The organism is Streptomyces sp. NPDC039736, assembly GCF_055596485.1.
The window spans coordinates 168,517-192,698 of the sequence record NZ_JBVIUQ010000008.1; the positions used below are offsets into that span (position 1 = coordinate 168,517).

The 24,182-nt window shown below is 70.5% G+C and carries 22 protein-coding genes; 17 read left to right on the forward strand and 5 right to left on the reverse strand.

Going from position 1 to position 24,182, the window contains the following annotated elements:
* Window positions 1–236: 236 nt before the first annotated feature.
* From arc to prcA, 6 genes are all read left to right on the forward strand, one after another.
* On the forward strand, window positions 237–2,003 hold the full coding sequence (gene arc, locus ACZ56L_RS25005; RefSeq protein ID WP_471066469.1) for a proteasome ATPase: 1,767 nt from the start codon (window positions 237–239) through the stop codon (window positions 2,001–2,003).
* Window positions 2,004–2,279: 276 nt separating this feature from the next.
* A complete protein-coding gene (gene dop / locus ACZ56L_RS25010) occupies window positions 2,280–3,791 on the forward strand; it encodes a depupylase/deamidase Dop (protein WP_345224653.1) in 1,512 nt (503 codons plus the stop codon).
* A 124-nt stretch (window positions 3,792–3,915) separates the two neighbouring features.
* The gene (locus ACZ56L_RS25015) at window positions 3,916–4,134 is read left to right on the forward strand and encodes a ubiquitin-like protein Pup (RefSeq protein ID WP_189828432.1); all 219 of its coding nucleotides are present in this window, start codon (window positions 3,916–3,918) and stop codon (window positions 4,132–4,134) included.
* A gap of 6 nt (window positions 4,135–4,140) precedes the next feature.
* Window positions 4,141–4,734, forward strand: a complete 594-nt coding sequence (locus ACZ56L_RS25020; protein ID WP_468689491.1) for an endonuclease VII domain-containing protein — start codon at window positions 4,141–4,143, stop codon at window positions 4,732–4,734.
* Window positions 4,686–5,534 (forward strand): proteasome subunit beta, encoded by an 849-nt coding sequence (gene prcB, locus ACZ56L_RS25025; protein WP_345224660.1) that lies wholly within the window; start codon window positions 4,686–4,688, stop codon window positions 5,532–5,534. Before ACZ56L_RS25020 ends, prcB begins: the two co-directional genes overlap by 49 nt.
* Before the next feature lie 54 nt (window positions 5,535–5,588).
* Entirely contained in the window at window positions 5,589–6,338 is a 750-nt protein-coding gene (prcA, locus tag ACZ56L_RS25030) for a proteasome subunit alpha (protein WP_345224663.1), read from the forward strand.
* A 60-nt stretch (window positions 6,339–6,398) separates the two neighbouring features.
* Here prcA and ACZ56L_RS25035 read toward each other — a convergent pair whose 3' ends face one another.
* Window positions 6,399–7,496 (reverse strand): LacI family DNA-binding transcriptional regulator, encoded by a 1,098-nt coding sequence (locus tag ACZ56L_RS25035; protein WP_345224665.1) that lies wholly within the window; start codon window positions 7,494–7,496, stop codon window positions 6,399–6,401.
* Window positions 7,497–7,632: 136 nt separating this feature from the next.
* Between ACZ56L_RS25035 and ACZ56L_RS25040 the strand changes: the two genes are divergently transcribed.
* From ACZ56L_RS25040 to ACZ56L_RS25090, 11 genes are all read left to right on the forward strand, one after another.
* Window positions 7,633–8,901, forward strand: a complete 1,269-nt coding sequence (locus tag ACZ56L_RS25040) for an MFS transporter (RefSeq protein WP_471066475.1) — start codon at window positions 7,633–7,635, stop codon at window positions 8,899–8,901.
* A gap of 9 nt (window positions 8,902–8,910) precedes the next feature.
* On the forward strand, window positions 8,911–10,272 hold the full coding sequence (pafA, locus tag ACZ56L_RS25045; RefSeq protein ID WP_345224669.1) for a Pup--protein ligase: 1,362 nt from the start codon (window positions 8,911–8,913) through the stop codon (window positions 10,270–10,272).
* Between the two features lie 192 nt (window positions 10,273–10,464).
* Complete coding sequence (locus tag ACZ56L_RS25050; protein ID WP_345224671.1) at window positions 10,465–11,481, forward strand: FKBP-type peptidyl-prolyl cis-trans isomerase; 1,017 nt, start codon at window positions 10,465–10,467, stop codon at window positions 11,479–11,481.
* Window positions 11,482–11,523: 42 nt separating this feature from the next.
* Window positions 11,524–11,898, forward strand: coding sequence for an FKBP-type peptidyl-prolyl cis-trans isomerase (locus tag ACZ56L_RS25055; protein ID WP_345224673.1), 375 nt, complete (start codon window positions 11,524–11,526; stop codon window positions 11,896–11,898).
* Between the two features lie 246 nt (window positions 11,899–12,144).
* Window positions 12,145–13,104 (forward strand): helix-turn-helix transcriptional regulator, encoded by a 960-nt coding sequence (locus ACZ56L_RS25060; RefSeq protein ID WP_345224676.1) that lies wholly within the window; start codon window positions 12,145–12,147, stop codon window positions 13,102–13,104.
* Between the two features lie 18 nt (window positions 13,105–13,122).
* On the forward strand, window positions 13,123–14,091 hold the full coding sequence (locus tag ACZ56L_RS25065) for a helix-turn-helix transcriptional regulator (protein WP_345224678.1): 969 nt from the start codon (window positions 13,123–13,125) through the stop codon (window positions 14,089–14,091).
* Window positions 14,092–14,185: 94 nt separating this feature from the next.
* The gene (locus ACZ56L_RS25070) at window positions 14,186–14,449 is read left to right on the forward strand and encodes a CpXC domain-containing protein (RefSeq protein WP_345224679.1); all 264 of its coding nucleotides are present in this window, start codon (window positions 14,186–14,188) and stop codon (window positions 14,447–14,449) included.
* A 62-nt stretch (window positions 14,450–14,511) separates the two neighbouring features.
* Complete coding sequence (locus ACZ56L_RS25075; RefSeq protein WP_345224680.1) at window positions 14,512–14,709, forward strand: hypothetical protein; 198 nt, start codon at window positions 14,512–14,514, stop codon at window positions 14,707–14,709.
* Window positions 14,710–14,949: 240 nt separating this feature from the next.
* The gene (tatA, locus tag ACZ56L_RS25080) at window positions 14,950–15,240 is read left to right on the forward strand and encodes a Sec-independent protein translocase subunit TatA (protein ID WP_471066479.1); all 291 of its coding nucleotides are present in this window, start codon (window positions 14,950–14,952) and stop codon (window positions 15,238–15,240) included.
* 72 nt (window positions 15,241–15,312) lie between these two features.
* Window positions 15,313–16,263 carry a twin-arginine translocase subunit TatC gene (tatC, locus tag ACZ56L_RS25085; RefSeq protein WP_471066481.1) on the forward strand — a complete coding sequence of 317 codons (951 nt, stop codon included), beginning with the start codon at window positions 15,313–15,315 and terminating at the stop codon, window positions 16,261–16,263.
* 187 nt (window positions 16,264–16,450) lie between these two features.
* Window positions 16,451–19,279: a DEAD/DEAH box helicase gene (locus ACZ56L_RS25090; RefSeq protein WP_468689504.1), complete on the forward strand. Its 2,829-nt coding sequence runs from the start codon at window positions 16,451–16,453 to the stop codon at window positions 19,277–19,279.
* 75 nt (window positions 19,280–19,354) lie between these two features.
* Here the strand turns inward: ACZ56L_RS25090 and ACZ56L_RS25095 are convergent, their stop codons facing one another.
* The 4 genes from ACZ56L_RS25095 to ACZ56L_RS25110 all read right to left on the reverse strand — a co-directional run bounded on the left by ACZ56L_RS25095 (window position 19,355) and on the right by ACZ56L_RS25110 (window position 24,093).
* Complete coding sequence (locus ACZ56L_RS25095; RefSeq protein ID WP_471066483.1) at window positions 19,355–20,356, reverse strand: RluA family pseudouridine synthase; 1,002 nt, start codon at window positions 20,354–20,356, stop codon at window positions 19,355–19,357.
* Between the two features lie 147 nt (window positions 20,357–20,503).
* Window positions 20,504–21,163, reverse strand: coding sequence for a fasciclin domain-containing protein (locus tag ACZ56L_RS25100; RefSeq protein ID WP_345224684.1), 660 nt, complete (start codon window positions 21,161–21,163; stop codon window positions 20,504–20,506).
* 65 nt (window positions 21,164–21,228) lie between these two features.
* Window positions 21,229–22,683, reverse strand: a complete 1,455-nt coding sequence (locus ACZ56L_RS25105) for a molybdopterin-dependent oxidoreductase (protein WP_468689544.1) — start codon at window positions 22,681–22,683, stop codon at window positions 21,229–21,231.
* 732 nt (window positions 22,684–23,415) lie between these two features.
* On the reverse strand, window positions 23,416–24,093 hold the full coding sequence (locus tag ACZ56L_RS25110) for a response regulator transcription factor (RefSeq protein ID WP_345224687.1): 678 nt from the start codon (window positions 24,091–24,093) through the stop codon (window positions 23,416–23,418).
* Between the last annotated feature and the right edge of the window lie 89 nt (window positions 24,094–24,182).

The window sequence follows — 24,182 nt, forward strand, 5'->3', positions numbered from 1 at the left end:
GCCGTTTCCTGCGCGGTATGCACCAATTGAAGCCAGCCCTGACGGGTGTTGAACACTTCGAAGATACAACCGCCCGCTTTCCGATGTTGCTGGGTGGGTATCCCCCCACTGTGAGGGAGTACGCAAGGGTGAAGATCAGACACTCCGCGATCCGGTTTGTGATCTAGGGGTTTCAACCAGCACCCACCCAGGTAGGGTCAGGAAGCGTCCAGCTCCCCCTGGAGGAGGTGAGGACCGTGGCAGCCCACGACGACGACATCAACCGCGGCATCCGGCCCGCGCGAGGGTCCGAGGACCCCGCCGGACAGGTTGCCTATCTAGAGCAGGAAATCGCCGTCCTGCGACGCAAGCTCGCCGACTCTCCGCGTCACACGAGGATTCTCGAAGAGCGGATCGTCGAGCTGCAGACCAACCTGGCAGGCGTGTCCGCCCAGAACGAGCGGCTCGCCAACACACTCCGCGAGGCCCGCGACCAGATCGTGGCCCTCAAGGAAGAAGTGGACCGGCTCGCACAGCCGCCGGCCGGCTTCGGAGTGTTCCTGGAAGCCAAAGAGGACGGCACGGCCGACATCTTCACCGGCGGGCGCAAGCTCCGGGTGAACGTCAGCCCCAGCGTCGAGCTCGACGAGCTCCGACGCGGCCAGGAAGTGATGCTCAACGAAGCACTCAACGTGGTCGAAGCCATGGAGTTCGAGCGCGCCGGGGACATCGTCACCCTCAAGGAGATCCTCGAGGACGGCGAACGCGCCCTGGTCACCGGGCACACCGACGAGGAGCGGGTGGTCAGGCTCGCCGAGCCCCTGCTGGACGTCACCATCCGCCCCGGCGACGCCCTGCTCCTCGAACCCCGCTCCGGCTACGTCTACGAGATCATCCCCAAGAGCGAGGTCGAGGACCTGGTCCTCGAAGAGGTCCCGGACGTCGACTACGAGAAGATCGGCGGCCTGGGCGACCAGATCGAACTGATCCGCGACGCGGTCGAACTGCCCTACCTCTACCCCGACCTCTTCAAGGAACACGAACTGCGTCCCCCGAAGGGCATCCTGCTCTACGGCCCGCCCGGCTGCGGCAAGACGCTCATCGCCAAGGCCGTCGCCAACTCCCTCGCCAAGAAGGTCGCCGAGGTCACCGGACAGCCCCAGGGGAAGTCCTACTTCCTCAACATCAAGGGCCCCGAACTCCTCAACAAGTACGTCGGCGAAACCGAGCGCCACATCCGGCTCGTCTTCCAGCGCGCACGCGAGAAGGCCAGCGAGGGCACCCCCGTCATCGTCTTCTTCGACGAGATGGAATCCCTCTTCCGCACCCGCGGATCCGGCGTCAGCTCGGACGTGGAGAACACCATCGTCCCCCAGCTCCTCGCCGAGATCGACGGCGTGGAAGGCCTGGAGAACGTCATCGTCATCGGCGCCTCCAACCGCGAGGACATGATCGACCCGGCGATCCTCCGGCCCGGCCGGCTCGACGTCAAGATCAAGATCGAGCGCCCGGACGCCGAAGCCGCCAAGGACATCTTCGCCAAGTACCTCAAGGCCAGCCTGCCCCTGCACGCCGACGACCTCTCGGAGCACACCGGCTCCAAGGACGCCGCGGTGCACGGCATGATCCAGACGGTCGTCGAGCGGATGTACGCCGAATCCGAGGAGAACCGCTTCCTCGAAGTCACGTACGCCAACGGCGACAAGGAAGTCCTCTACTTCAAGGACTTCAACTCCGGCGCGATGATCCAGAACATCGTCGACCGGGCCAAGAAAATGGCGATCAAGGCCTTCCTCGACCACAACCAGAAGGGCCTGCGGATCGCACACCTCATCCAGGCCTGCGTGGACGAGTTCAAGGAAAACGAAGACCTGCCCAACACCACCAACCCCGACGACTGGGCCCGCATCTCCGGAAAGAAGGGCGAGCGGATCGTCTTCATCCGCACCCTCGTCACCGGAAAACAGGGCGCGGACACCGGACGCTCCATCGACACGGTGGCCAACACCGGCCAGTACCTGTAAGGCGCAACCCGGCTGCGGATGCCGGCGGACACCCCGCCCGGCATCCGCAGCCGACGCATTCCCCCCCCACCGCTCCCACCGCTTCACCCCCATCCCGAAGCCATTCCGGAGCAAACACGCAATCGTTCTCCCCACCAGCGCAAAGGCGTTCTAGGCTCTTCCGTACCGCCACCGCCGGTCGCACAGTGCGGGGACGGGACCGCACACGCACCCGAAAGAACCAGCGGTACTTGAGCCCGCCCCAGAACAGGGGCGGCGCCGGGCAAGGAGGGCCGCATGACCGTACGTCGAGTAATGGGCATCGAGACGGAATACGGAATCTCCGTCCCCGGCCACCCCAACGCCAATGCCATGCTCACCTCGTCCCAGATCGTCAACGCCTACGCCGCCGCGATGCACCGGGCCCGCCGCGCCCGCTGGGACTTCGAAGAAGAGAACCCCCTGCGCGACGCCCGAGGCTTCGACCTCGCCCGCGAAGCAGCCGACTCCAGCCAGCTCACCGACGAGGACATCGGCCTCGCCAACGTCATCCTCACCAACGGCGCCCGGCTCTACGTCGACCACGCACACCCCGAGTACAGCTCCCCGGAGATCACCAACCCGATGGACGCCGTCCTCTGGGACAAGGCCGGTGAACGCATCATGGCCGAAGCCGCCGACCGCGCCGCCCAGCTCCCCGGCGCCCAGCCGATCCTGCTCTACAAGAACAACACCGACAACAAGGGCGCCTCCTACGGCACGCACGAGAACTACCTGATGAAGCGGGAGACCCCCTTCTCGGACATCGTGCGCCACCTCACCCCCTTCTTCGTCAGCCGCCAGGTCATCACCGGCGCGGGACGCGTCGGCATCGGCCAGGACGGCAACGAACACGGCTTCCAGATCAGCCAGCGCGCCGACTACTTCGAGGTGGAAGTCGGCCTGGAGACCACCCTCAAGCGCCCCATCATCAACACCCGTGACGAACCCCACTCCGACGCCGAGAAGTACCGCCGCCTCCACGTCATCATCGGAGACGCCAACCTCTCCGAGATCTCGACGTACCTGAAGCTCGGCACGACGGCACTCGTCCTCTCCATGATCGAGGACGACTTCATCAACGTCGACCTCGCCGTCGACCAGCCCGTCCGCACCCTCCACCAGGTCTCTCACGACCCCGGTCTCCAGCAACTGGTCACGCTGCGCAGCGGCCGGTCACTGACCGCCGTACAGCTCCAGATGGAGTACTACGAGCTGGCCAGGAAGTACGTGGAGGAGCGGTTCGGGGCGGACGCCGACGACCAGACCAAGGACGTCCTCACCCGGTGGGAGGACGTGCTCAACCGCCTGGAGAACGACCCGATGAGCCTGTCCGGGGAACTGGACTGGATCGCCAAACGAGAACTCCTGGAGGGCTACCGCCGGCGCGACAACCTCGACTGGGACGCACCCAGGCTCCACCTGGTCGACCTCCAGTACGCGGACGTACGCCCCGACAAGGGCCTCTACAACCGCCTGGCGGCCCGGGGCAGGATGAAGCGGCTCCTGGACGAGAGCGCGGTGGAGCGGGCCGAGACGAAGCCCCCGGAGGACACCAGGGCCTACTTCCGCGGCCGCTGCCTGGAGCAGTACGCGGACGACGTCGCGGCGGCCTCCTGGGACTCGGTCATCTTCGACCTCCCGGGCCGCGACTCCCTCCAGCGCGTCCCGACCCTGGAACCGCTGCGGGGCACCAGGAACCACGTCAAGGAGCTGCTCGACCGGTGCCGGTCGGCGGAGGATCTGGTCCGGGTGCTCTCGGGCGGCTGAAATGCGGCCCAAGTGGGAATCACACAAGTGCGAGGCGAATGTCGGACCCGGGTTATAGGGTCGGATCAGGGGTCGGACAAACGGCCCGCAGGAAAAACATCTAACCGAGCGGGGTGAGGTAGAGATGGCGACCAAGGACACCGGCGGCGGACAGCAGAAGGCGACGCGTTCCACCGAGGAGACCGAGGAGCAGACTGCGGAGGCGCAGGGGTCGGAAGACCTCAAGGAACGCCAGGAAAAGCTTTCGGATGACGTGGACTCCGTCCTCGACGAAATCGATGATGTGCTCGAGGAAAACGCCGAGGAGTTCGTGCGTGGATTTGTTCAGAAGGGTGGAGAATAGGCGTAAATGTCCGATTCTCTTCCGGTCAAGAAATGCTCACGCTGTCAGCGTCTTTTGTCGCGGGATGCTTTTGCGCGGAACAAGGCATCCCGCGACGGCTTTCAGGCATACTGCCGTGAATGCTGGGCCGCGTATTACCAAGAGCGTCAAATTGCTCGGGGCAAGAATGTGCGGCCGAGGGTGCAAACGCCTGAGGGGCATAAGTACTGTCGAGCTTGCGGGCAAGTCAAGCCGCACAGTGAATGGCACAAAAACGCATCGGCATCAGATGGGTTGGCCACACGTTGCAAACCGTGTCGGGCGGAGGAGAGTCGAGCGCATCACCTCAAGCGCGCCTACGGCATCACCGAAGCCCAGCGCGACGAAATGGTCGCCTCGCAGCAGGGGGTCTGCACGATCTGCTTGAAGGCCCCCGCCGTGCATGTGGATCACTGCCACGAGACGGGTAGGGTCCGAGGCGTACTGTGCTTCAACTGCAATGCGGCCCTCGGCCAGTTGGGAGACGATCCCGACACCTTCAACCGGGCCATCGCATACCTGGAGGGAAACGCGTGGAAGCCAACACTCGTAGCACCGGGCGTCTACCAGCTGCCTTCCTGACGCCCGGGTCGTCCTCGTTCATGGACTTCCTCGGCGAGCACTCGCCCGAGCTGCTCCCCGGCAACCGGGTGCTGCCGCCCGTGCAGGGCGTCGTCGAAGCGCCGCACGGGACGACCATCGTGGCCGCGGCCTTCCCCGGTGGGGTCGTCCTTGCCGGCGACCGCCGCGCGACCATGGGGAACATGATCGCCCAGCGCGACATCGAGAAGGTCTTCCCAGCCGACGAGTACTCGGCGGTCGGGATCGCGGGCACGGCGGGGCTCGCGGTGGAGATGGTGAAGCTCTTCCAGCTGGAGCTGGAGCACTTCGAGAAGGTCGAGGGCGCGCAGCTCTCGCTCGAGGGCAAGGCGAACCGCCTGTCGACGATGATCCGGTCGAATCTCGGAATGGCGATGCAGGGGCTGGCCGTCGTGCCGCTGTTCGCGGGGTACGACCTGGACCGGGAGAAGGGCCGCATCTTCTCGTACGACGTCACGGGCGGCCGTTCCGAGGAGGCCGCCGGTTACGCGGCGACCGGTTCGGGTTCCGTGTTCGCGCGCGGTTCGATGAAGAAGCTGTACCGGAAGGACCTGTCGGAGCAGGAGACGACCACGCTGGTCATCCAGGCGCTCTACGACGCGGCGGACGACGATTCGGCGACCGGTGGGCCCGATGTGGCGCGGCGCATCTATCCGATTGTGACCGTCATCACGGAGGACGGTTTCCGCCGGTTGTCGGACGACGAGTCCGCCGAACTGGCGCGGGCGATTCTGGAGAAGCGTCTGGAGCAGCCCGACGGCCCGCGTGCCGCGCTCCTCTGATTTTCCCGAGCTTCTTTCATGTTTTCGCCTCTGACAGAAAGGGACGGATAGCCGGTGTCGACGCCGTTCTATGTCTCACCCCAGCAGGCCATGGCCGACCGGGCGGAATACGCCCGGAAGGGCATCGCCCGTGGACGCAGCCTGGTTGTGCTGCAGTTCGCCGACGGCATTGTCTTCGTCGGCGAGAACCCGTCCCGTGCGCTGCACAAGTTCAGCGAGATCTATGACCGGATCGGCTTCGCGGCCGCCGGTAAGTACAACGAGTACGAGAATCTGCGGATCGGTGGCGTCCGGTATGCGGACATGCGTGGGTACACGTATGACCGTGACGACGTGACGGCGCGGGGTCTGGCGAACGTGTACGCCCAGACGCTCGGTTCGATTTTCTCCAGCAGTGCGGAGAAGCCGTACGAGGTGGAACTGGTGGTCGCCGAGGTCGGCACCGAGCGGGAGGGCGACCAGATCTACCGGCTGCCGCACGACGGGTCGATCGTGGACGAGCACGGTTCGGTCGCGGTGGGCGGCAACGCGGAGCAGATCAGCGGTTTCCTGGATCAGCGGCACCGTGACGACATGAGTCTGGCGGAGGCGTTGAAGCTGGCCGTGCAGGCGTTGTCGCGGGACACCAACGGTACGGAGCGGGAGATTCCGGCGGAGCGGCTGGAAGTGGCGGTGCTGGACCGTACGCGGCCGCAGCAGCGGAAGTTCAAGCGGATCGTGGGGCGGCAGTTGTCGCGTCTGCTGGATGCCGACGGTGATGCGTCGGCGCCGACCGAGGTGCCTTCGGACACCGAGGAGGAGTAGCGCCGAGAGTTCTGCGGGTGGCCCCGGACTGCGTGGATGCGGTCCGGGGCCACTGGTGTGTCAGGGCTTGGCCGGTGCTGCCGTGGAGCCGCGGGTGACGAGTTCGACGGGGAGCTCGGTGTTGTCGGGGGTGTGTCCTTCGAGGACGGCGAGGAGGGCGGCCATGCCGCTTCTGCCGACCTGTTCGGCGGGGAGGCGGACGGTGGTGAGTTCGGGTTCGACGGCGGTGGCGAGGGCGAGGTCGTCGAAGCCGGTGACGGAGATGTCGTCGGGGACGCGCAGGCCGAGGCGGCGCAGGGCCTTGCAGGCGCCGGCGGCGAGGACGTCGTCGTCGCAGATGACGGCGGTGGGGCGGTCGGTGCCGGTGGTGAGGGCGTTTTCGAGGGCGGTGCGGGCGCTGTGCACGTCGAGGGCGGAGTGGACGGTGTGCAGGGTCGTGGTGCCGGGTGGGAGGGTCTCGGCGAGGGCGCGGGCGCGGGCGTGGAAGGTCCAGGTGTCGACGGCGGAGGCGAGGTGGAGGAAGCGGCGGTGGCCGAGGCCGAGGAGGTGGTGGGCGACCTGGTGCATGCCGTCGGCGACGGCGAGGTTGACGTGGGCGGCGGCGTGGCGGCCGGTGGCGTGCGTGGCGGTGGCGTCTGTGCCGTCGGCGTCCGGGCCGGTGGTGTCCGCCGGGTCGTGGGTGTCGGTGGGGTCGCTGTCGAGCATGACGAGGGGGAGTCCGGTGCCGCGGAGTGCGCCGAGGGCGTGGGTGGCCATGGAGGAGGCGATGACGCCGTCGAGGGCGGTGCGGGCGGAGGCGAAGGGGTCGCGGGCAGGTCCGGTGCCGTCGGGGGAGGGGTAGAGGACGACGCCGAAGCCGTGTTCGGCGGCGGTGGCGGCGGCGCCGGTGTAGACACGGGCGAAGAATTCGTTGGTGAGGGCGGGGACGACGAGGAGGGCGGTGCGGGTGTTGCCGAGGCGGAGGCTGCGGGCGGCCTGGTTGGGGCGGTAGCCGAGGTCGTCCGCGGCGCCGCGGACGAGGGCGGCGGTGCGGGGGGAGACGCGGCCCTGCCACTTGTCGCCGAGGACGAGGGAGACGGTGGCCTGGGAGACTCCGGCGGCCCGGGCGACGTCCCTGCTGGTGGGGGCGGTGCGGGCGGGGTGTGCGGGGGTGGGCACCGGGTTCTCCGTAAGGGTGGGCGCTGGGGGTGCGGGGTGGACCGCGGGGTTGGGCTCATGGTACGTATGACGGCGGTAGTTATACGTAAAACCCCTTCGCCCGGCGGGCGGCTCCGGGGGAAGAAGGGCGGGACGGATGGCCGCGGGATACGGCGAGCTGCTCAGGACGCGCCATGCGGCGCGCCTGTTGGCCGGGACGCTGGTGGGGCGGCTGCCGAACGCGACGGCGCCGATCGCCATCATGCTGTTCACGCGTGCGGAGGGCGGTTCGTACACGCTGGGCGGCGCCCTGGCCGCGGTGTACGGGGTCTCCAACGCGGTCGGGCAGCCGCTGCTGGGCCGGGCGGTGGACCTGAAGGGGCAGCCGAGGGTGCAGTTGCCGGCGGCGTTCCTGTCGGCGCTGGGGATGCTGCTGCTGTGCCTGTCCGGGATCGGGCACCCGGTGCTCGCGTACCTGGCCGTCGTGGTGGCGGGTCTGTTCACGCCGCCGCTGGAGGGCGGGCTGCGGGCGCTGTGGCCGAGCGTGCTGGGCGACGGGGACAAGGTGCACCGGGCGTACGCGATGGACGCGGTGGCCCAGGAGGTCATGTTCACGGTGGGTCCGCTGCTGGTGACGGTGCTGGTCTCGCTGTGGTCGCCGGCGGCGGCGCTGCTGGTGATCAACGGGATCGGTGTGCTGGGCGCGTTGTCGGTGGTGGTGTCGGAGCCTTCGCGGGTGTGGCGTTCGGCGCCGCGCGAGGCGCACTGGCTGGGGGCGCTGCGTTCGCCGGGGCTGCTGGCGTTGCTGGGGTCGTTCTTCTTCGTCGGGGTGGCGCTGGGTTCGATCACGGTGGCGGGGGTGGCGTACGGGGACGACCACGGGAAGTCGTGGGTGTACGGAGTGCTGATGGCGGCGCTGGGGCTGGGTGCGCTGGTGGGGGGTCTCGGGTACGGGGTCCGGCGGTGGGCGGGGGCTCCGGAGCCGCGGCTGCTGGTGATCGTGGCGTTGCTGGCGGTGGGGTATCTGCCGTTGCTGCTGACGCCGGGAGTGGTGGCGATGACGGTGCTGGCGGGTGTGGCGGGGGTGTTTCTGGCGCCGGCGTTGGCGTGTGCGTTCATCGTGGTGGACCGGCACGCGCCGCGGGGGACGGTGACGGAGGCGTTCTCGTGGCTGGTGACGACGTTCGGTGTGGGGTCGGCGGTGGGGACGGGTGCGGCGGGGCCCGCGGTGGAGCTGGGGGGTACGGCGGCGAGTTTCGGGGTGGCGGCGGTCGGCGGGGTGCTGGCGCTGCTGGTTCTGGTGGCGACGCGCCGGGTGCTGACGGTTCCTCAGGTCGGGGAGGGCGCCGTAAACATGGCGGCGGCTTCCGAAAATGATCGAATCGGTGAGGTCGAACCCGGTTTCAGCTCGGGCCATCAGGCGTAATGTTCAGACATGGACCGCCGCATTTTCGGGCTGGAGAACGAGTACGGCGTCACGTGCACGTTCAGGGGACAGCGCCGACTGTCTCCTGACGAAGTGGCGCGCTACCTCTTCCGCCGTGTTGTGTCATGGGGCCGCAGCAGCAACGTCTTCCTGCGGAACGGCGCCCGCCTGTACCTCGACGTGGGATCGCATCCGGAATACGCGACACCCGAGTGCGACAACCTGACCGAGCTGGTCACCCACGACAAGGCCGGGGAGCGCATTCTCGAAGGCCTGCTCGTCGACGCCGAACGACGCCTGCACGAGGAGGGAATCGCGGGCGACGTCTATCTGTTCAAGAACAACACCGATTCCGCCGGGAACTCCTACGGCTGCCACGAGAATTACCTGGTGGCGCGGCACGGTGAGTTCTCCCGGCTCGCGGACATTCTCATTCCGTTCCTGGTGACGCGTCAGTTGATCTGCGGAGCGGGCAAGGTGCTCCAGACGCCCCGGGGCGCGGTGTACTGCGTCAGCCAGCGTGCCGAGCACATCTGGGAGGGCGTCAGCTCCGCGACGACGCGTTCGAGGCCGATCATCAACACGCGTGACGAGCCGCACGCGGACGCGGAGCGCTACCGGCGGCTGCACGTCATCGTGGGCGACTCGAACATGTCCGAGACGACGATGCTGTTGAAGGTCGGCGCGACGGACCTGGTGCTGCGCATGATCGAGGCGGGCACGGTGATGCGGGACCTGACGCTGGAGAACCCGATCCGGGCGATCCGCGAGGTGTCGCACGACATCACGGGCCAGCGGAAGGTGCGGCTGGCCAGCGGCCGGGAGGCTTCGGCGCTGGAGGTGCAGCGCGAGTACTACGAGAAGGCCGTGGACTTCGTCGACCGTCGCGAGATCCGCGAGGGCAACGTGGCGAAGGTGCTGGAGCTGTGGGGCCGGGCGCTGGACGCCATCGAGGCGGAGGACCTGGACCGGATCGGCACCGAGATCGACTGGGTCATGAAGTACAAGCTGATCGAGCGGTACCGGGCGAAGCACAACATGACGATGTCGCACCCCAGGGTCGCGCAGATAGACCTCGCGTACCACGACATCCACCGGCGTCGCGGGCTGTACTACCTGCTGGAGAAGAAGGGGCAGGCGGCGCGGGTCTGCAACGACCTGAAGATCTTCGAGGGCAAGTCGGTGCCGCCGCAGACGACGCGGGCGCGCCTTCGGGGCGACTTCATCCGGCGGGCGCAGGAGCAGCGCCGGGACTTCACGGTCGACTGGGTGCATCTGAAGCTGAACGACCAGGCGCAGCGGACGGTGTTGTGCAAGGACCCCTTCCGGTCGGTGGACGACCGGGTGGAGAAGCTGATCGCGGGCATGTGAGCGGGCGCGGCCGTACGGTCGCGGGCGGGCCGCCGGATTTCCGGTGGCATGCGGCTCAGTGCGTGTCACTCGTGGGGCCTCATGGACGGTGTGTCCGTGGGGCCCCCTCGCACGCCCTCCGCCGCACGGAGCGGGGCGGGCCGTAGAGTGGCGGCCACTGGCCATCAGTCCCCCCAACCCCCGAGGACACTTGTGCGACGCCGACTTGCAGCCTTTCTGATCGTTCCGGCCCTGGCTCTGACCGCGTGCGGGGGCGGTGAGTCGAAGGAGCCGACGGACGGGAAGAGTTCCTCGGCGAGTCCGGACAAGCCGGCGAAGCAGCCGGAGGCGCCGAAGCCGGTGGAGTCGGCGGACCCGATGCCCACGGTGAAGGGCGAGGTGGGCAAGCAGCCCGAGGTGACGATCCCCAAGGGCGACCCGAGCGGCAAGTTCGTGGTGAACACCCTGAAGGAGGGTGACGGCGCGGAGGTCAAGAAGGGCGACCAGGTGATCACCGGGTACGAGGCGAAGATCTGGAAGGGCGGCAAGGCGCTGGGCGGCTCGTACGGCGAGAAGGCCGCTCCGCCGCAGATCATCTCGGCGGGTTCGCCGACGGTGATTCCGGCGTTCTCGCAGGCGGTGCTGGGCAAGAAGCTGGGCAGCCGGCTGCTGGTGGTGGCGCCGCCGGCCGCCGCGTTCGGTGCGCAGGGGCAGCCGCAGATGGGTGTCGGCCCCACGGACAACCTGGTCTTCGTGCTGGACCTGCAGAAGGTCATGCCGAAGATGGCCGAGGGCAAGCAGAAGGACACCGCCGCCGACCAGCCGAAGATCGTCGCGGACAAGCCGGAGCCGGCCACGATCACGATTCCGAAGAACGACCCGCCGAAGAAGCTGGTCTCGGAGACGCTGATCGAGGGCGACGGCCCCGAGGTGAAGAACGGCCAGACCGTGTACATGCACTACAGCGGTGCGGCCTGGGAGCTGAACAAGGGCAAGCCGAAGGCGGAGCTGTTCGACTCGAGCTGGAAGCGGGGCGAGCCGTTCAACACGGCCATCGGCGCCGGTCAGGTCATCGAGGGCTGGGACAAGGGTCTGGTCGGCAAGAAGGTCGGCAGCCGGGTCATGCTGATCGTTCCGGCGGCGCAGGCGTACAAGGACCAGGCCCGTGGCGAGGCCCTGCCGGCCAATTCCACGCTGGTCTTCGTGGTGGACATCCTCGCGGCAATGTAAGACTGTCCCGTTGTCCGACATGTACGAAGTAGGAGCAGACCTGTGAGCATCGAGAAGCCCGAGATCGACTTCCCCGAGGGCCCCGTTCCCACGGACCTGGAGATCGTCGACATCTGGGAGGGCGACGGTCCCGAGGCGAAGGCCGGTGCCTACGTCAAGGTCCACTACGTGGGCGTGGCGTTCTCCACCGGCGAGGAGTTCGACGCCTCGTGGAACCGCGGCACCCCGCTGGAGTTCCAGCTCGGCGCCGGTCAGGTCATCAAGGGCTGGGACCAGGGCGTGCAGGGCATGAAGGTCGGCGGCCGCCGCCGGCTGACGATCCCGGCGAACCTGGCCTACGGCGACCGCGGCGCGGGCGGCGGTGTGATCGCCCCGGGCGAGACGCTGATCTTCGTCTGCGACCTGGTGTCCGTCTGATCGCAGCGTGTGTACGCCGCCGCCGTGTGCGGTGCGAGGGCCCCCGCCTCCCCGGCGGGGGCCCTCGGCGTCCTCCCGGGGTCCCGGCGCCCTCTCGGGCCCTCTGGGTCTTCCCCGGGGTCCGGGGGCGGGCGGGGGGCCTGCCGGAGGGGCCCTCGGCTTTCGCGGCGACACCCCGGGGCGGTACGGTCGACGGTCGTAGCGCCCGGACGGTTGGTGGCGCGCATCTGGGGAGAGAGGGCGTCGATGGCGATTGCCAAGGCCGAGCGTTTGATGAACCTGGCGCTGTGCCTGCTGGGGACGCGGCGCCCGCTCAGCAAGCGTGAGCTGAAGGAGTCCATCGAGGCCTATCTGGAGGCGGGCAACGAGGAGTCCTTCAACCGGATGTTCGAGCGCGACAAGGACGATCTGCGCGAGCTCGGCCTGGTCATCGAGACGGTGGAGAACCTGGACGGCGACGCCGGGTACCTGGCCCGCCGGGACAGCAACCGGCTGCCCGCGATCCAGCTGGACGCCGAGGAGGCCGCCGCGCTGGGGCTCGCCGCGAAGGTGTGGCAGCAGGCCCGGCTCGCGGGAGCGGCCTCGGGCGCGCTGCAGAAGCTGCGCGCGGCGGGGATGCCGGAGGCGGAGGACCCGTACGCCGCCCAGCCGCCCAGTGCGCTGGAGCCGAGGATTCCGGTGCACGAGGCGGCGTTCGAGCCGTTGATGCTGGCCTGCCGGGACCGGCGGCCCGTGGTCTTCGACTACCGCAAGGCGACGGCGGCGCGGCCGGAGCCGCGGCAGGTGGAGCCGTGGACGCTGGAGTGCTGGCGGGGCCACTGGTATCTGGCGGGCTGGGACCGCGACCGGGGTGCGGAGCGGGTGTTCCGGCTGTCGCGGATCACCGGGAAGGTGCGGTCCAGGACGGGGCGGTTCACCGCGGAGGTGCCGGACGTGGTGACGGTGCGGGAGACGGTGGAGAGCTGGGCGGGGGAGACCGCGACCCGCAGCGCGCTGATCAAGCTGCGGGCCGGGGCCGGGTATCCGCTGCGCGAGCGGGCCACCGCGGCGCGGGAGCTGGGCGACGGCTGGGACGAGCTGGCGATTCCGTACGGGCACGGCCTGGACGCGTGGCTGGTGGAGTTCGGGCCCGACGTGGTGGTGCTGGAGCCCGCGGACCTGCGGGCGGATGTCGTGGACCGGCTGCGCGCCGTGGCCAAGGGCTGAGGGGCGGGAGCTTTCTTCATGGCGACGAATGCCATTGACCAGACGCGGCGGATGCTGTCGCTGGTGACGTATCTGCGGGAGCGGCCCGGCGCGTACATCGAGGACGTGGCGCGGGCCTTCGGGATCACCCAGGACGAGCTGATCTCGGACCTGGACGTGCTGCCGATGTGCGGGACCAGTTTCCGGGGCGGTGACCTGCTCGACATCGACACCGACGGCGAGCGCATCTGGTGGCACAACCCCGACGACGTGGCGGAGCCGCTGCGGCTGGCCGCCGACGAGGCGACGGCGCTGCTGGTGGCGGCGCGCGCGGTCTCCACGCTGCCGGGGCTGCGCGAGGGCGACCGGCAGGCGCTGCTGCGGGCGACGGCGAAGCTGGAGGCGGCGGCCGGTGAGGCGGCGGGGGCGAGCTCCCGGCTCTCGGTGACGTTCGAGTCGGAGGGCGGGGTCTTCGCGGACGTCGACCGGGCGATCTCGGAGCGGCGCCGGCTGTGGCTGCGCTACTACTCGCCCGCCCGGGACGAGCTGACCGAGCGCGAGGTGGACCCGATCCGCCTGTTCGCGGTGGGCCACACGTACATGGAGGCGTGGTGCCGCCTGTCGGAGGCGCGGCGCACCTTCCGTCTCGACCGGGTCGCGGAGATCAAGCTGCTCGACGAGCCGTCCGCGCCGCCCCGGATCGAGCTGCGGGACCTGTCGGAGGGGCTGGTGCAGCCCGCGGCGGAGGACCCGGAGGTCGTGGTGGAGGTCGGGCCGGGCGGACGCTGGGTCGCCGAGTACTACCCGCACGACAGCGCCGAGGAGCTGCCCGACGGCGGCCTGCGGGTCACGCTGCGCACCCCCGACCCGGCGTCCCTGCGCCGGCTGGCGCTGCGGCTGGGCCGAGACGGGCGGATCGTGTCGCCGGCGGGTCTCGCGGTGAGCGCCCGGGAGGCGGCGCGGGAGGCGCTGGCGGCGTACGAGGCGCAGCCGGGCGGGCCCGCGTAGCGGCATCGGGGGAGCGCGGGGGCGGGACGGGTGCGGGCGGGCGCGTGGGGGCGGGCCCGCCCGGTGTGACGGAACCACCAAGGAGAGCTGGGACATGTCAGTGATGTCTGGTCCTTATCCAGCGGCCGCCGCACCGGAGGCGGTCCTCTTCAAGGCGGCCTGCCCGGACTGCCGGGCCCGCTTCGAGCTGGACGCCGGCGGGCTGCGGCTGGCGATCGGCGGCAGCCGCCGCACCACCTTCTACTCCTTCACCTGCCCGGAGTGCGGGAACGCGGTCCGCAAGCCGGCCGGGGAGCGGATCGTGGAACTCCTCACCCGGGGCGGGGTGCGGACGCTGCGCCTCCACTCGGCGCTCTGACGTCCCGGCCGCGCCGCCTCCGCGCGGCGTTGCGACCGCGTGCGACCCCTTAGGCTCCTTCCATGTTCTGGCCCATGCTCGCCATCGCCCTCGGTTTCCTCGGACTCGCCGTGCTCGGCGTGCTGGCGGTCCGGGTCTTCGTCGAAGTCCGTCGTCTGGGGCGGCAGGTCGCCGAGTCCTCGCAGCGGATCACGGTGGCGGCGGAGGACCTGGAGCGGTCGGCGGAGGGGCTGGCGCGCACGGGGGACGCCCTGCGGTAGCCGGGGGCCTCCTCCGCGCTGGACTCCTCCACAGGAGGTTCGGGCGGTACGCTCGGCGGCGTGCGGTACGGGCTCCGGCCGTGGACCGCAACCGGGAGTACGCACGGTCATTGCCCCGCGTTTACCCCCGGGGGTTACGATCGCTTGAGTACGAAGCCGGACATCAGTCCGACCTGGAAGCCCCTCCGGAACCTCGTCCCCTGTTCCGCCCCAGCCGTCTCAGTGAGAAGGAAGTTGCACATGATCGGCAATATGAAGCCCCTTGAGATCATTCTGATCATCGCGGTCATCTTGCTGCTCTTCGGTGCCAAGAAGCTCCCCGACATGGCTCGCTCCCTGGGCAAGTCGGCCCGCATCCTCAAGAGCGAGGCGAAGGCGATGAAGAAGGACGACGAGTCCGCCGCCCCGGCCCAGTCCGCCGACGCCGCCGCGGACCAGGTCGTCACTCCCACCCGTACGATCAAGGCTGCTCCCGGTGACACCACCGGCGCCCGTCCGGTCAACGACCCGACGCGCACCGCCCAGAACTGAGCTGACACCACGGCTGCCGGCTGACTCCGGACACGGACGGCGTCGGCCTTCGCACGAGACGAGGGAAGTGGGTTGCTCAAGTCTGCCCGCAAGCAGGAGAAGAACGACGAAGGCCGGATGCCCCTTCTCGACCACCTGCGCGAGTTGCGCAACCGGTTGCTGAAGGGCGTCCTGGCGATCCTCGTCGTGACGGTGGTGGCGTCGTTCTACCAGAAGGAAATCTTCGAGTTCCTGATGCGGCCGATCCTCAGCTCGGTCGGCTGCACCGACGGACGGATCGTCGCGGTCAACGGCGAGCCCTGCGCGATCATGAAGACCGACAACCTCCTGTCGCCCTTCATGATCGCGCTCAAGGTCTCGCTGATGTCCGGTGTGCTGGTCGCCGCCCCGGTCTGGCTGTACCAGGTCTGGGCGTTCGTCGCGCCGGGACTGCACAAGAACGAGAAGCGGTACGCGTACACCTTCGCCGCCGCCGGTGCCCCGCTCTTCGCGGGCGGCGCCTACCTCGCGTACTCGATCCTGCCGCAGACCGCGGAGATCATGCTCAGCTTCACCCCGGCCGATGTGCAGAACCAGATCAATCTGGACGACTACCTCGACCTGATCGTGCGCATGGTCGTCGTCTTCGGTCTCGCCTTCGAGCTGCCGCTGCTGCTGATCCTGCTGAACATGACGAAGGTGCTCAGCGGTGCGCGGATGCTGCGCTGGTGGCGCGGCATGATCGTCGGCCTGACCTGCTTCGCCGCGATCGCCACCCCGGGCGGTGAGCCGCTCTCCATGCTGCTCCTGGCCGGACCGCTCGTCGTCCTGTACTTCATCGCCGTCGGCTTCGCCCTCCTCAACGACAGGCGCAGGCGCCGCAACGACCCCGACGCGGAACTCTCCGACGACGAGGCGGCCCCGCTCGACCTGGCCCCCAGGCCCCTGGACCACGCGATCGAACCGGTCACGGCGTCCCGCATGCTGCCGGGACAATCCGACGGCGAACGCAAACAGCTCAACGGCTACGACGACATCACCTGATCGCACAGGCCCCCCGGACGACGTCCGGGGGGCCTCTTCGTGCCGGGCGCCGGAGTGCGGGGCCCCGCTCCCGGGCCCACGTGTCCCGGACGGCGACGCCGCTGACGCCCGGGGCGGGGCGGCCGTGTCCGTCGGTCATTAAAGATCGGGCTGACTGTCACAGGTGACGGGTAGGCTCGAAGACAAGATGACAGAGGACCTCTCACCAGCCGAGCGATACGCCGCCTCCCGGATCCGCGCCGCCGAGGAGGCCACCGCGCTCCACCCCTTCCGCGCCATGTACGACTTCGACCTGGACCCCTTCCAGATCGAGGCCTGCGAGGCGCTGGAGGCGGGCAAGGGAGTGCTGGTCGCGGCGCCCACCGGCTCGGGCAAGACGATCGTCGGCGAGTTCGCCGTGCACCTCGCCCTCACGCAGGGCGGCAAGTGCTTCTACACCACGCCCATCAAGGCGCTGTCCAACCAGAAGTACCAGGACCTCGTGAAGCGCTACGGTGCCGACAAGGTCGGGCTGCTGACCGGTGACAACAGCGTCAACTCGGACGCGCCCGTGGTGGTCATGACCACCGAGGTGCTGCGCAACATGCTCTACGCGGGCTCCCAGTCGCTGCTGGGCCTGGCCTACGTGGTCATGGACGAGGTGCACTACCTCAGCGACCGTTTCCGCGGGGCCGTGTGGGAGGAAGTGATCATCCACCTCCCCGAGTCGGTGACGCTCGTGTCGCTGTCGGCGACCGTGTCCAACGCGGAGGAGTTCGGCGACTGGCTGGACACCGTGCGCGGCGACACCGCCGTCATCGTCTCCGAGCACCGGCCCGTGCCGCTGTGGCAGCACGTGCTGGCCGGGCGCCGGATGTACGACCTCTTCGAGGAGTCCGACGACGGGCGCGGCGGCCGCCGCGAGGTCAACCCCGACCTGCTGCGCATGGCCCGCATGGAGAACCAGAGGACGTACAACCCGCGCGACCGCCGCAAGGGCAAGACGGTCCGCGAGGCCGACCGGGAGCGCGAGCGCCGCCAGCGCACGCGGATCTGGACACCGGGCCGCGCCGAGGTCATCGAACGCCTGGACTCCGCCGGGCTGCTGCCCGCGATCACGTTCATCTTCAGCCGGGCCGGCTGCGAGGCCGCCGTCCAGCAGTGCCTGTACGCGGGACTGCGGCTCAACGACGAGGACGCCCGGCAGCAGGTCCGCGAGATCGTCGAGGAGCGCACGGCGTCCATTCCCGGCGAGGACCTGCACGTACTGGGGTACTACGAGTGGCTGGAGGCCCTGGAGCGGGGCATCGCGGCCCACCACGCGGGCATGCTGCCGACCTTCAAGGAAGTCGTCGAGGAGTTGTTCGTACGGGGTCTGGTGAAGGCGGTCTTTGCGACGGAGACCCTGGCCCTCGGCATCAACATGCCCGCCAGGTCCGTGGTGCTGGAGAAGCTGGTCAAGTGGAACGGCGAGCAGCACGCCGACATCACCCCCGGCGAGTACACGCAGCTCACCGGCCGGGCCGGGCGGCGGGGCATCGACGTCGAGGGGCACGCGGCGGTGCTGTGGCAGCGCGGCATGGACCCGCAGGCCCTGGCGGGACTCGCCGGCACGCGCACGTATCCGCTGCGCTCCAGCTTCAAACCGTCGTACAACATGGCGGTCAACCTGGTCCAGCAGTTCGGCCGGCACCGGTCGCGGGAGCTGCTGGAGACGTCGTTCGCGCAGTTCCAGGCGGACAAGTCGGTCGTCGGCATCGCCAAGCAGGTGCAGCGCAACGAGGAGGGCCTGGAGGGGTACGAGCAGGGCATGACCTGCCACCTCGGGGACTTCCAGGAGTACGCGGCGATGCGGCGCGACCTCAAGGACCGCGAGACGGAACTGGCCAAGCAGGGCGCGGCACAGCGGCGGGTGGCGGCGGCCGACTCGCTGGAGAAGCTGAAGGTCGGCGACATCATCCACGTGCCGACGGGGAAGTTCGCGGGCCTCGCGCTGGTCCTGGACCCGGGGGTCCCGGCGGGACGCACGAACGGCCACCGGCGGGGCCTGGAGCACCACGACGGGCCGCGCCCGCTGGTGCTCACCGCCGAGCGGCAGGTCAAGCGGCTGGCGGAGATCGACTTCCCGGTGCCGGTGGAGGCCCTGGAGCGGATGCGCATCCCGAAGTCCTTCAACCCGCGCTCCCCGCAGTCGCGCCGGGACCTGGCGTCCCAGCTCCGCACCAAGGCCGGGCACATCACGCCCGAGCGGCACCGCAGGGGGCGGGCGGCGGCGGCCGACGACCGGGAGATCGCCCGGTTGCGGGCCGCGCTGCGCGCCCACCCGTGCCACGGGTGCGACGAGCGCGAGGACCACGCCCGGTGGGCGGAGCGGTACTACCGCCTCCAGCGGGACACCCGGCAGCTGGAACAGCGCATCGAGGGCCGGACGAACACCATCGCCCGCACCTTCGACCGCATCTACGCGCTGCTCACCGAACTGGACTACCTGCGCGGTGACGAGGCGACGGAGCACGGCAAGCGACTGGCCCGCCTGTACGGGGAGCTGGACCTGCTCGCGTCGGAGTGCCTGCGGGACGGGGTCTGGGAGGGCCTGAACCCCGCTGAACTGGCGGCGTGCGTCTCGGCGTTGGTGTACGAGGCGCGGCAGGCGGACGACGCGGTGGCGCCGAAGGTGCCAGCCGGGGCGGCCAAGGAGGCGCTCGGCGAGATGGTCCGCATCTGGGGGCGGCTCGACGCCCTGGAGGAGGACCACCGGATCAACCAGACCGAGGGCGTCGGCCAGCGCGAGCCCGACCTCGGGTTCGCCTGGGCGGTGTACCTGTGGGCCTCCGGCAAGGGCCTCGACGAAGTGCTGCGCGAGGCGGAGATGCCGGCCGGTGACTTCGTGCGCTGGTGCAAGCAGGTGATCGACGTGCTCGGCCAGGTCGCGGCCGCCGCGCCCGCTTCCAGCGGGGGCAGCACGGTGGCGAAGAACGCCCGCAAGGCGGTGGAAGCGGTGCTGCGGGGCGTGGTGGCGTACAGCTCCGTGGGCTGACGCCTTCGGACAGTGCCCGCAGCGTGCGGTGCGTGGGTCCCGGTCGGGAGGGTTCTGACCGGGGCCCTTCGTCCGTCAGGGGGCGGGCTGCCGCGGGCCGGCGGCCCAGCCCTCGGGGTCGGTCCACGCCTGGAGGGTGCGCCGGGACTCGAAGCGGTGCCGGGCGCCCGTGATCGGGTCGGTGAACTCCAGGGTGCGGGCGAGGAGTTGCAGCGGCTTGCTGAAGTCGTCCGGGGCGGGGTTGGTGAGGGCGGGGAAGTAGGGGTCGCCGAGGATCGGCAGGCCCAGGGCGTTCATGTGGACGCGGAGCTGGTGCGTGCGGCCGGTGTGGGGGGTGAGGCGGTAGCGGGCGAGGCGGGCCCGGTGCTCGACGAGCTCGATGTGGCTCTCGCTGTTGGGCTCGCCGGGGACCTCGCGGGCGGCGACGACACCGGGGGTCTTCTCGATGCGGCTGCGGAGGGTGCGGGGCAGGCCGACGGCCGGTTCGTACGCCGCCAGCGCCTCGTACCGCTTGCGGACCCGGCGGTCGCGGAAGAGGTTCTGGTACGCGCCGCGGGCGGCCGGGTCGACCACGAAGAGGACCAGGCCGGCGGTGAGCCGGTCCAGGCGGTGCGCCGGGCTGAGGGCGGGCAGGCCCAGGTCGTGGCGGAGCCGGGCCAGGGCGGTCTGGGCGATGTGGCTGCCGCGGGGGGTGGTGGCGAGGAAGTGCGGCTTGTCGGCGACCAGGATGCGGGCGTCCTGGTGGAGCACGTCGACCGGATACGGGACCGGGGTTTCCGGAGCGAGTTCGCGGTGGAACCACAGGTGGAGGCCGGGGACGTAGGGGGCGTCCGGGGGGAGCGGAGTGCCGTCGGCGGTGACGAACGCGCCGTCGGCGAACATGCGGTCGACGGTGCCGGGGCCCGCCGCGGCGAGGCGGGTGAGGAGGTGGGCGCGGACGGTGGACGGGGCGGCGCCCTGGAGACCGCTCCGGGCGTCGCCGGGGGCGGGCGGGAGCTTCAGGTGGACGGGGTCGATGCCCAGGTGCTGGGGGAGGGGCGAGGGGGGTGTGGTGCGGGGGCGGGGTCTGCGGGTCATGGTGGGAGCAAGGGTATGGGGGCCGGGAGGCGACGCGACGGGCGTCCCCCGCCCTGCTCCCTCCCGCGCACGGGACGCGCCCTCCGAGCCGGTGCTCGGAGGGCGCGTCCCGTGCGTCGTCCGCGGGGCGGACGTACCGGCCGTAGGTCAGGCCTTCGGCATCAGGACGGTGTCGACGATGTAGACGGTCGCGTTGGCCGTGGGCACGTTGCCGCAGACCACGGAGGACGCGTCGTTGACCTTGTACGACTCGCCGGAGCCGGCCGTGGTCAGGGTGGACTTCTGGAGGGTCGGGTAGGTGCCCGACTCCAGCTGCTTCGGGGTCAGCTTCTGGCCGACCACGTGGTAGGTGAGGATGCTGGTGAGCTTGGCCTTGTCGGCGAGGACGGCGTCCAGGTCGGCCTTGGGGAGCTTGGCGAAGGCGTCGTTGGTCGGCGCGAACACCGTGATGTTCTCGGCGTTGTTGAGGGTGTCGACCAGGCCGGCCTTCTTCACCGCGGTGACCAGGGTGGACAGGGCCGGGTTGTTCGACGCGGCGGTCGCGACCGGGTCCTTGGCCATGCCGTCGAAGCTGCCCTTGCCCTCCTTGGGGACCCCGGCACAGCCCGGGCCGAACGGGCCGCTCATCGGCGCCGCGTCGGACGGGGTGGAGTCCATGCTGGCCTCCTTGGTGGGCGTCGCCTTGGAACCGGTGGCGTCGGCGGACTTGCCGCCGTCCGAGCAGCCGGTCAGGGCGAGCGGGAGGATCGCCGCCGCCGACACGGCGAGGGCGGCGCGACGGGCGATGGTGGTGCGGATGCTGCTCATGACGTTCTCCTTGAAGGGTGCTTGCGAAGGGGGTGTGAAAGGTGGTCGGTGCGGTGGTGGCGGTGTCAGGTCACGGAGACCACCACCGAGTGCAGGCCGGTCGCGCCGTCGGGGACCGTCCCGACGCGGCGCTCCGTCTGGGTGTCGCCCTCGCGGTCCGTCGCGCGGACTTCGAGGGAGTGGCTTCCGGGAGCCGCCTGCCACGGCCAGCTCCACTGCCGCCAGGTGTCGCGGCTGGTCTCGGCGGCCAGTGAGGCGTCCTGCCAGGGGCCGCCGTCGACCCGCACCTCCACCCGGGCGATGCCCCGGTGCTGGGCCCACGCCACTCCGGCGACCATGATCCGGCCCGCCTTCGGCGAGGCGAACGGGCGCGGCGTGTCGATCCGCGACTGCGTCTTGATCGGCGCCTCGCGGGCCCAGTCGCGGCGCACCCAGTACGCGTCGAACGTGTCGAAGGTGGTGAGTTCGAGGTCGCGGAGCCACTTGCAGGCCGATACGTATCCGTACAGGCCGGGCACCAGCATCCGCACCGGGAAGCCGTGGTCGAAGGGCAGCGGCTCGCCGTTCATGCCGACGGCGAGGAGGGCGTCGCGGCCGTCCATCACCGTCTCGACGGGGGATCCGAGCGTCATGCCGTCGACCGAGCGGGCGACGAGCTGGTCGGCCGGTCCGCCGTCGGAGGGCGGCCGCACCCCGGCCTCGCGCAGGAGGTCGGCCAGCCGGACCCCGAGCCAGCGGGCATTGCCCACGTAGGGGCCGCCGACCTGGTTGGAGACGCAGGTCAGGGTGATGTCGCGTTCGACGAGCGGGCGGCGCAGCAGGTCTTCGTAGGTGTACGTCAGCGGCTTGGCGACGCCGAGGCCGTGGAGGGTGAGACGCCACCGGGCGGGGTCGGGGCGCGGGACCACCAGCGCGGTGTCGACGCGGTAGAAGTCACGGTTGGGGGTGGTCAGCGGGCCCAGGCCCGGGACGCGGAGCTCGGCTCCGGCCGGGACGGGGCGGGCCCGGTCGGCGGGGGCGGGCAGCGCGATGCGGGAGCGGGCCGCGGCGGCGTCGGCCTGGCGGCCGGAGTTCAGCCGGCGGCCGAGGAGACCGGCACCGGCCGACACCGCGACGGCGGTGGACGCGGTGAGGACGAAGCCACGCCGGTTGAAGGGACGCAGGGCGGCCGCCCGGAGGCCCTCCGCTCCGGTCGCGGAGCGGGAGGGGGAAGCCGGGGGCGCGCCGTCCGTGTCCGCGGTGCCGGCGCGGGGCGTGGGGGTCCCGTGCGGGTGCATGTTGTGCGGTTGCGCGGCATCGGGGCGGGCCGGGGCGGGCGTCGGGGTGCCGGGTGCCGGCTCCGGGGCGGGGGTCGGGGTGCCGGGTGCCGGCTCCCCCTCGGGTCCGCCGGCGCCCTGCCCCGGCTTCCGCGCGGGACCCGCAGTGTCCCGCGCGGGGAGCCGGGCGGCGGCCGGGAGGTTTTCCTCCGACGGGCTCCCGGCCGCCTCGGGCCGGGCCGGGGCCGAGGGCGGGGAGCCCACGTTCCCCGGGTCGGCGTCCGGCCCGGTCCGGGGCTCCGCGTCCTGCTCCCCAGCCGCGGGAGACGGACGCGTGCCCGGCTGTGCGGCGAGCGCGTCGGGCCCGGACGCGACGTCCGCCCCCGGTCCCCGCGCCGCGCCGAGCTGTGAGGTGAGCAGCAGGAGTACGCCCGCGCCCGCCAGTCCGCCCAGCAGCGACGGCAGCGCGTCCAGCGGGCGGCCTTCCGGCCGGGACACCGCCGCCCACGCGCCGAGCGCGCCGAAGGCGAAGACCAGCAGGGCCGCGGTGCGCCGGTGGCGGGCCGACAGGAGCCCGACGGCCAGTGCGAACACCGCCAGCAGCGTCAGGATGCCCAGCTGGAGGACCAGCTTGTCGGCCGTGCCGAAGGTACGGACCGCGAAGTCCTTCACCGCGGAGGGGGTGCGGTCCACGACCGCCCCGCCGACCGCCGTCACGGGCCCGGCCTCGGGCCGTACCGCCGCAGCCGCCAGTTCGGCGGCGCACAGCGACGCGAAGGCGGCGACCAGGCCGCCGGCCGCGCTTGCGATGGTGCGTGCTTTTCCGCTCACGCAACCTATTCGGGGCTGTGGGGGCGGGCGGATTGGTCAGAAGATTCTCTTCCTCCTTTCGGGGGGACGGACCAATCCAGCGGGTTCGCGGCTCCGAATGAACCGGGGTTCGTCGCCCGGTCGACGCGTGCGGGACCGGCGCCGCCGTCACCGGCGCGGTGGCGGTCAGGCGGCGGAGTCCGGTCCCTCGCCGACCCGGTAGCCGACGCCCGGCACCGTGTGGATCGCCCACGGGGGGCCGAGGCGCTTGCGCAGGGTCGAGATGGTGATGCGCACCGCGTTGGTGAACGGGTCGGCGTTCTCGTCCCACGCCTTCTCCAGCAGGACCTCCGCGCTGACCACCCCGCCCCGGGCGGCCATCAGCACCTCCAGCACCGCGAACTGCTTGCGGGTGAGCGAGATGTAGCGCCCGGCCCGGAACACCTCCCGGCGGAACGGGTCGAGCCGCAGGTCCCCGGTCTCCAGCACCGGCGGTGTGCTCGCCTTGGGGCGGCGGGCCAGCGAGCGCAGCCGTACGACCAGTTCCTTCAGGTCGAAGGGCTTGGTGAGGTAGTCGTCCGCACCCAGCTCGAACCCGGTGACCTTCTCGTCCAGGTGGGCCGCCGCCGTCAGCATCAGCACCCGGCAGCCGAGCTCGCGCGCCACGATCGTGCGGCACACCTCGTCGCCGTGCGTGCCGGGGATGTCGCGGTCCAGGACGACCACGTCGTACGTGTGCACGTCGAGGCGTTCCAGGGCCGTGTCGCCGTCGCCCGCGATGTCGGAGGCGATGGCCTCCAGGCGCAGCCCCGCCTGCACCGCCTCCGCCAGGTACGGCTCGTCCTCGACAATCAGCACCCGCATCTGCGGCCTCTCCTCGGTCGGCGCACTCCGGTCCATTGAACGACGCGGGGCCTGTCGAAAACGTATCGGGAATCCGAGACGCCCCGGCG

What these genes read in the sequence shown, in the direction of transcription:
- tatA (WP_471066479.1), top strand. Translation starts at nt 14,950, where the DNA reads ATGATCGGCAATATGAAGCCCCTTGAGATCATTCTGATCATCGCGGTC.
- ACZ56L_RS25015 (WP_189828432.1), top strand. Translation starts at nt 3,916, where the DNA reads ATGGCGACCAAGGACACCGGCGGCGGACAGCAGAAGGCGACGCGTTCC.
- ACZ56L_RS25100 (WP_345224684.1), bottom strand. Translation starts at nt 21,163, where the DNA reads ATGAGCAGCATCCGCACCACCATCGCCCGTCGCGCCGCCCTCGCCGTG.
- ACZ56L_RS25095 (WP_471066483.1), bottom strand. Translation starts at nt 20,356, where the DNA reads ATGACCCGCAGACCCCGCCCCCGCACCACACCCCCCTCGCCCCTCCCC.
- ACZ56L_RS25065 (WP_345224678.1), top strand. Translation starts at nt 13,123, where the DNA reads ATGGCGACGAATGCCATTGACCAGACGCGGCGGATGCTGTCGCTGGTG.
- dop (WP_345224653.1), top strand. Translation starts at nt 2,280, where the DNA reads ATGACCGTACGTCGAGTAATGGGCATCGAGACGGAATACGGAATCTCC.
- ACZ56L_RS25075 (WP_345224680.1), top strand. Translation starts at nt 14,512, where the DNA reads ATGTTCTGGCCCATGCTCGCCATCGCCCTCGGTTTCCTCGGACTCGCC.
- ACZ56L_RS25020 (WP_468689491.1), top strand. Translation starts at nt 4,141, where the DNA reads ATGTCCGATTCTCTTCCGGTCAAGAAATGCTCACGCTGTCAGCGTCTT.
- ACZ56L_RS25070 (WP_345224679.1), top strand. Translation starts at nt 14,186, where the DNA reads ATGTCAGTGATGTCTGGTCCTTATCCAGCGGCCGCCGCACCGGAGGCG.
- ACZ56L_RS25060 (WP_345224676.1), top strand. Translation starts at nt 12,145, where the DNA reads ATGGCGATTGCCAAGGCCGAGCGTTTGATGAACCTGGCGCTGTGCCTG.
- ACZ56L_RS25040 (WP_471066475.1), top strand. Translation starts at nt 7,633, where the DNA reads ATGGCCGCGGGATACGGCGAGCTGCTCAGGACGCGCCATGCGGCGCGC.
- ACZ56L_RS25110 (WP_345224687.1), bottom strand. Translation starts at nt 24,093, where the DNA reads ATGCGGGTGCTGATTGTCGAGGACGAGCCGTACCTGGCGGAGGCGGTG.
- pafA (WP_345224669.1), top strand. Translation starts at nt 8,911, where the DNA reads ATGGACCGCCGCATTTTCGGGCTGGAGAACGAGTACGGCGTCACGTGC.
- ACZ56L_RS25090 (WP_468689504.1), top strand. Translation starts at nt 16,451, where the DNA reads ATGACAGAGGACCTCTCACCAGCCGAGCGATACGCCGCCTCCCGGATC.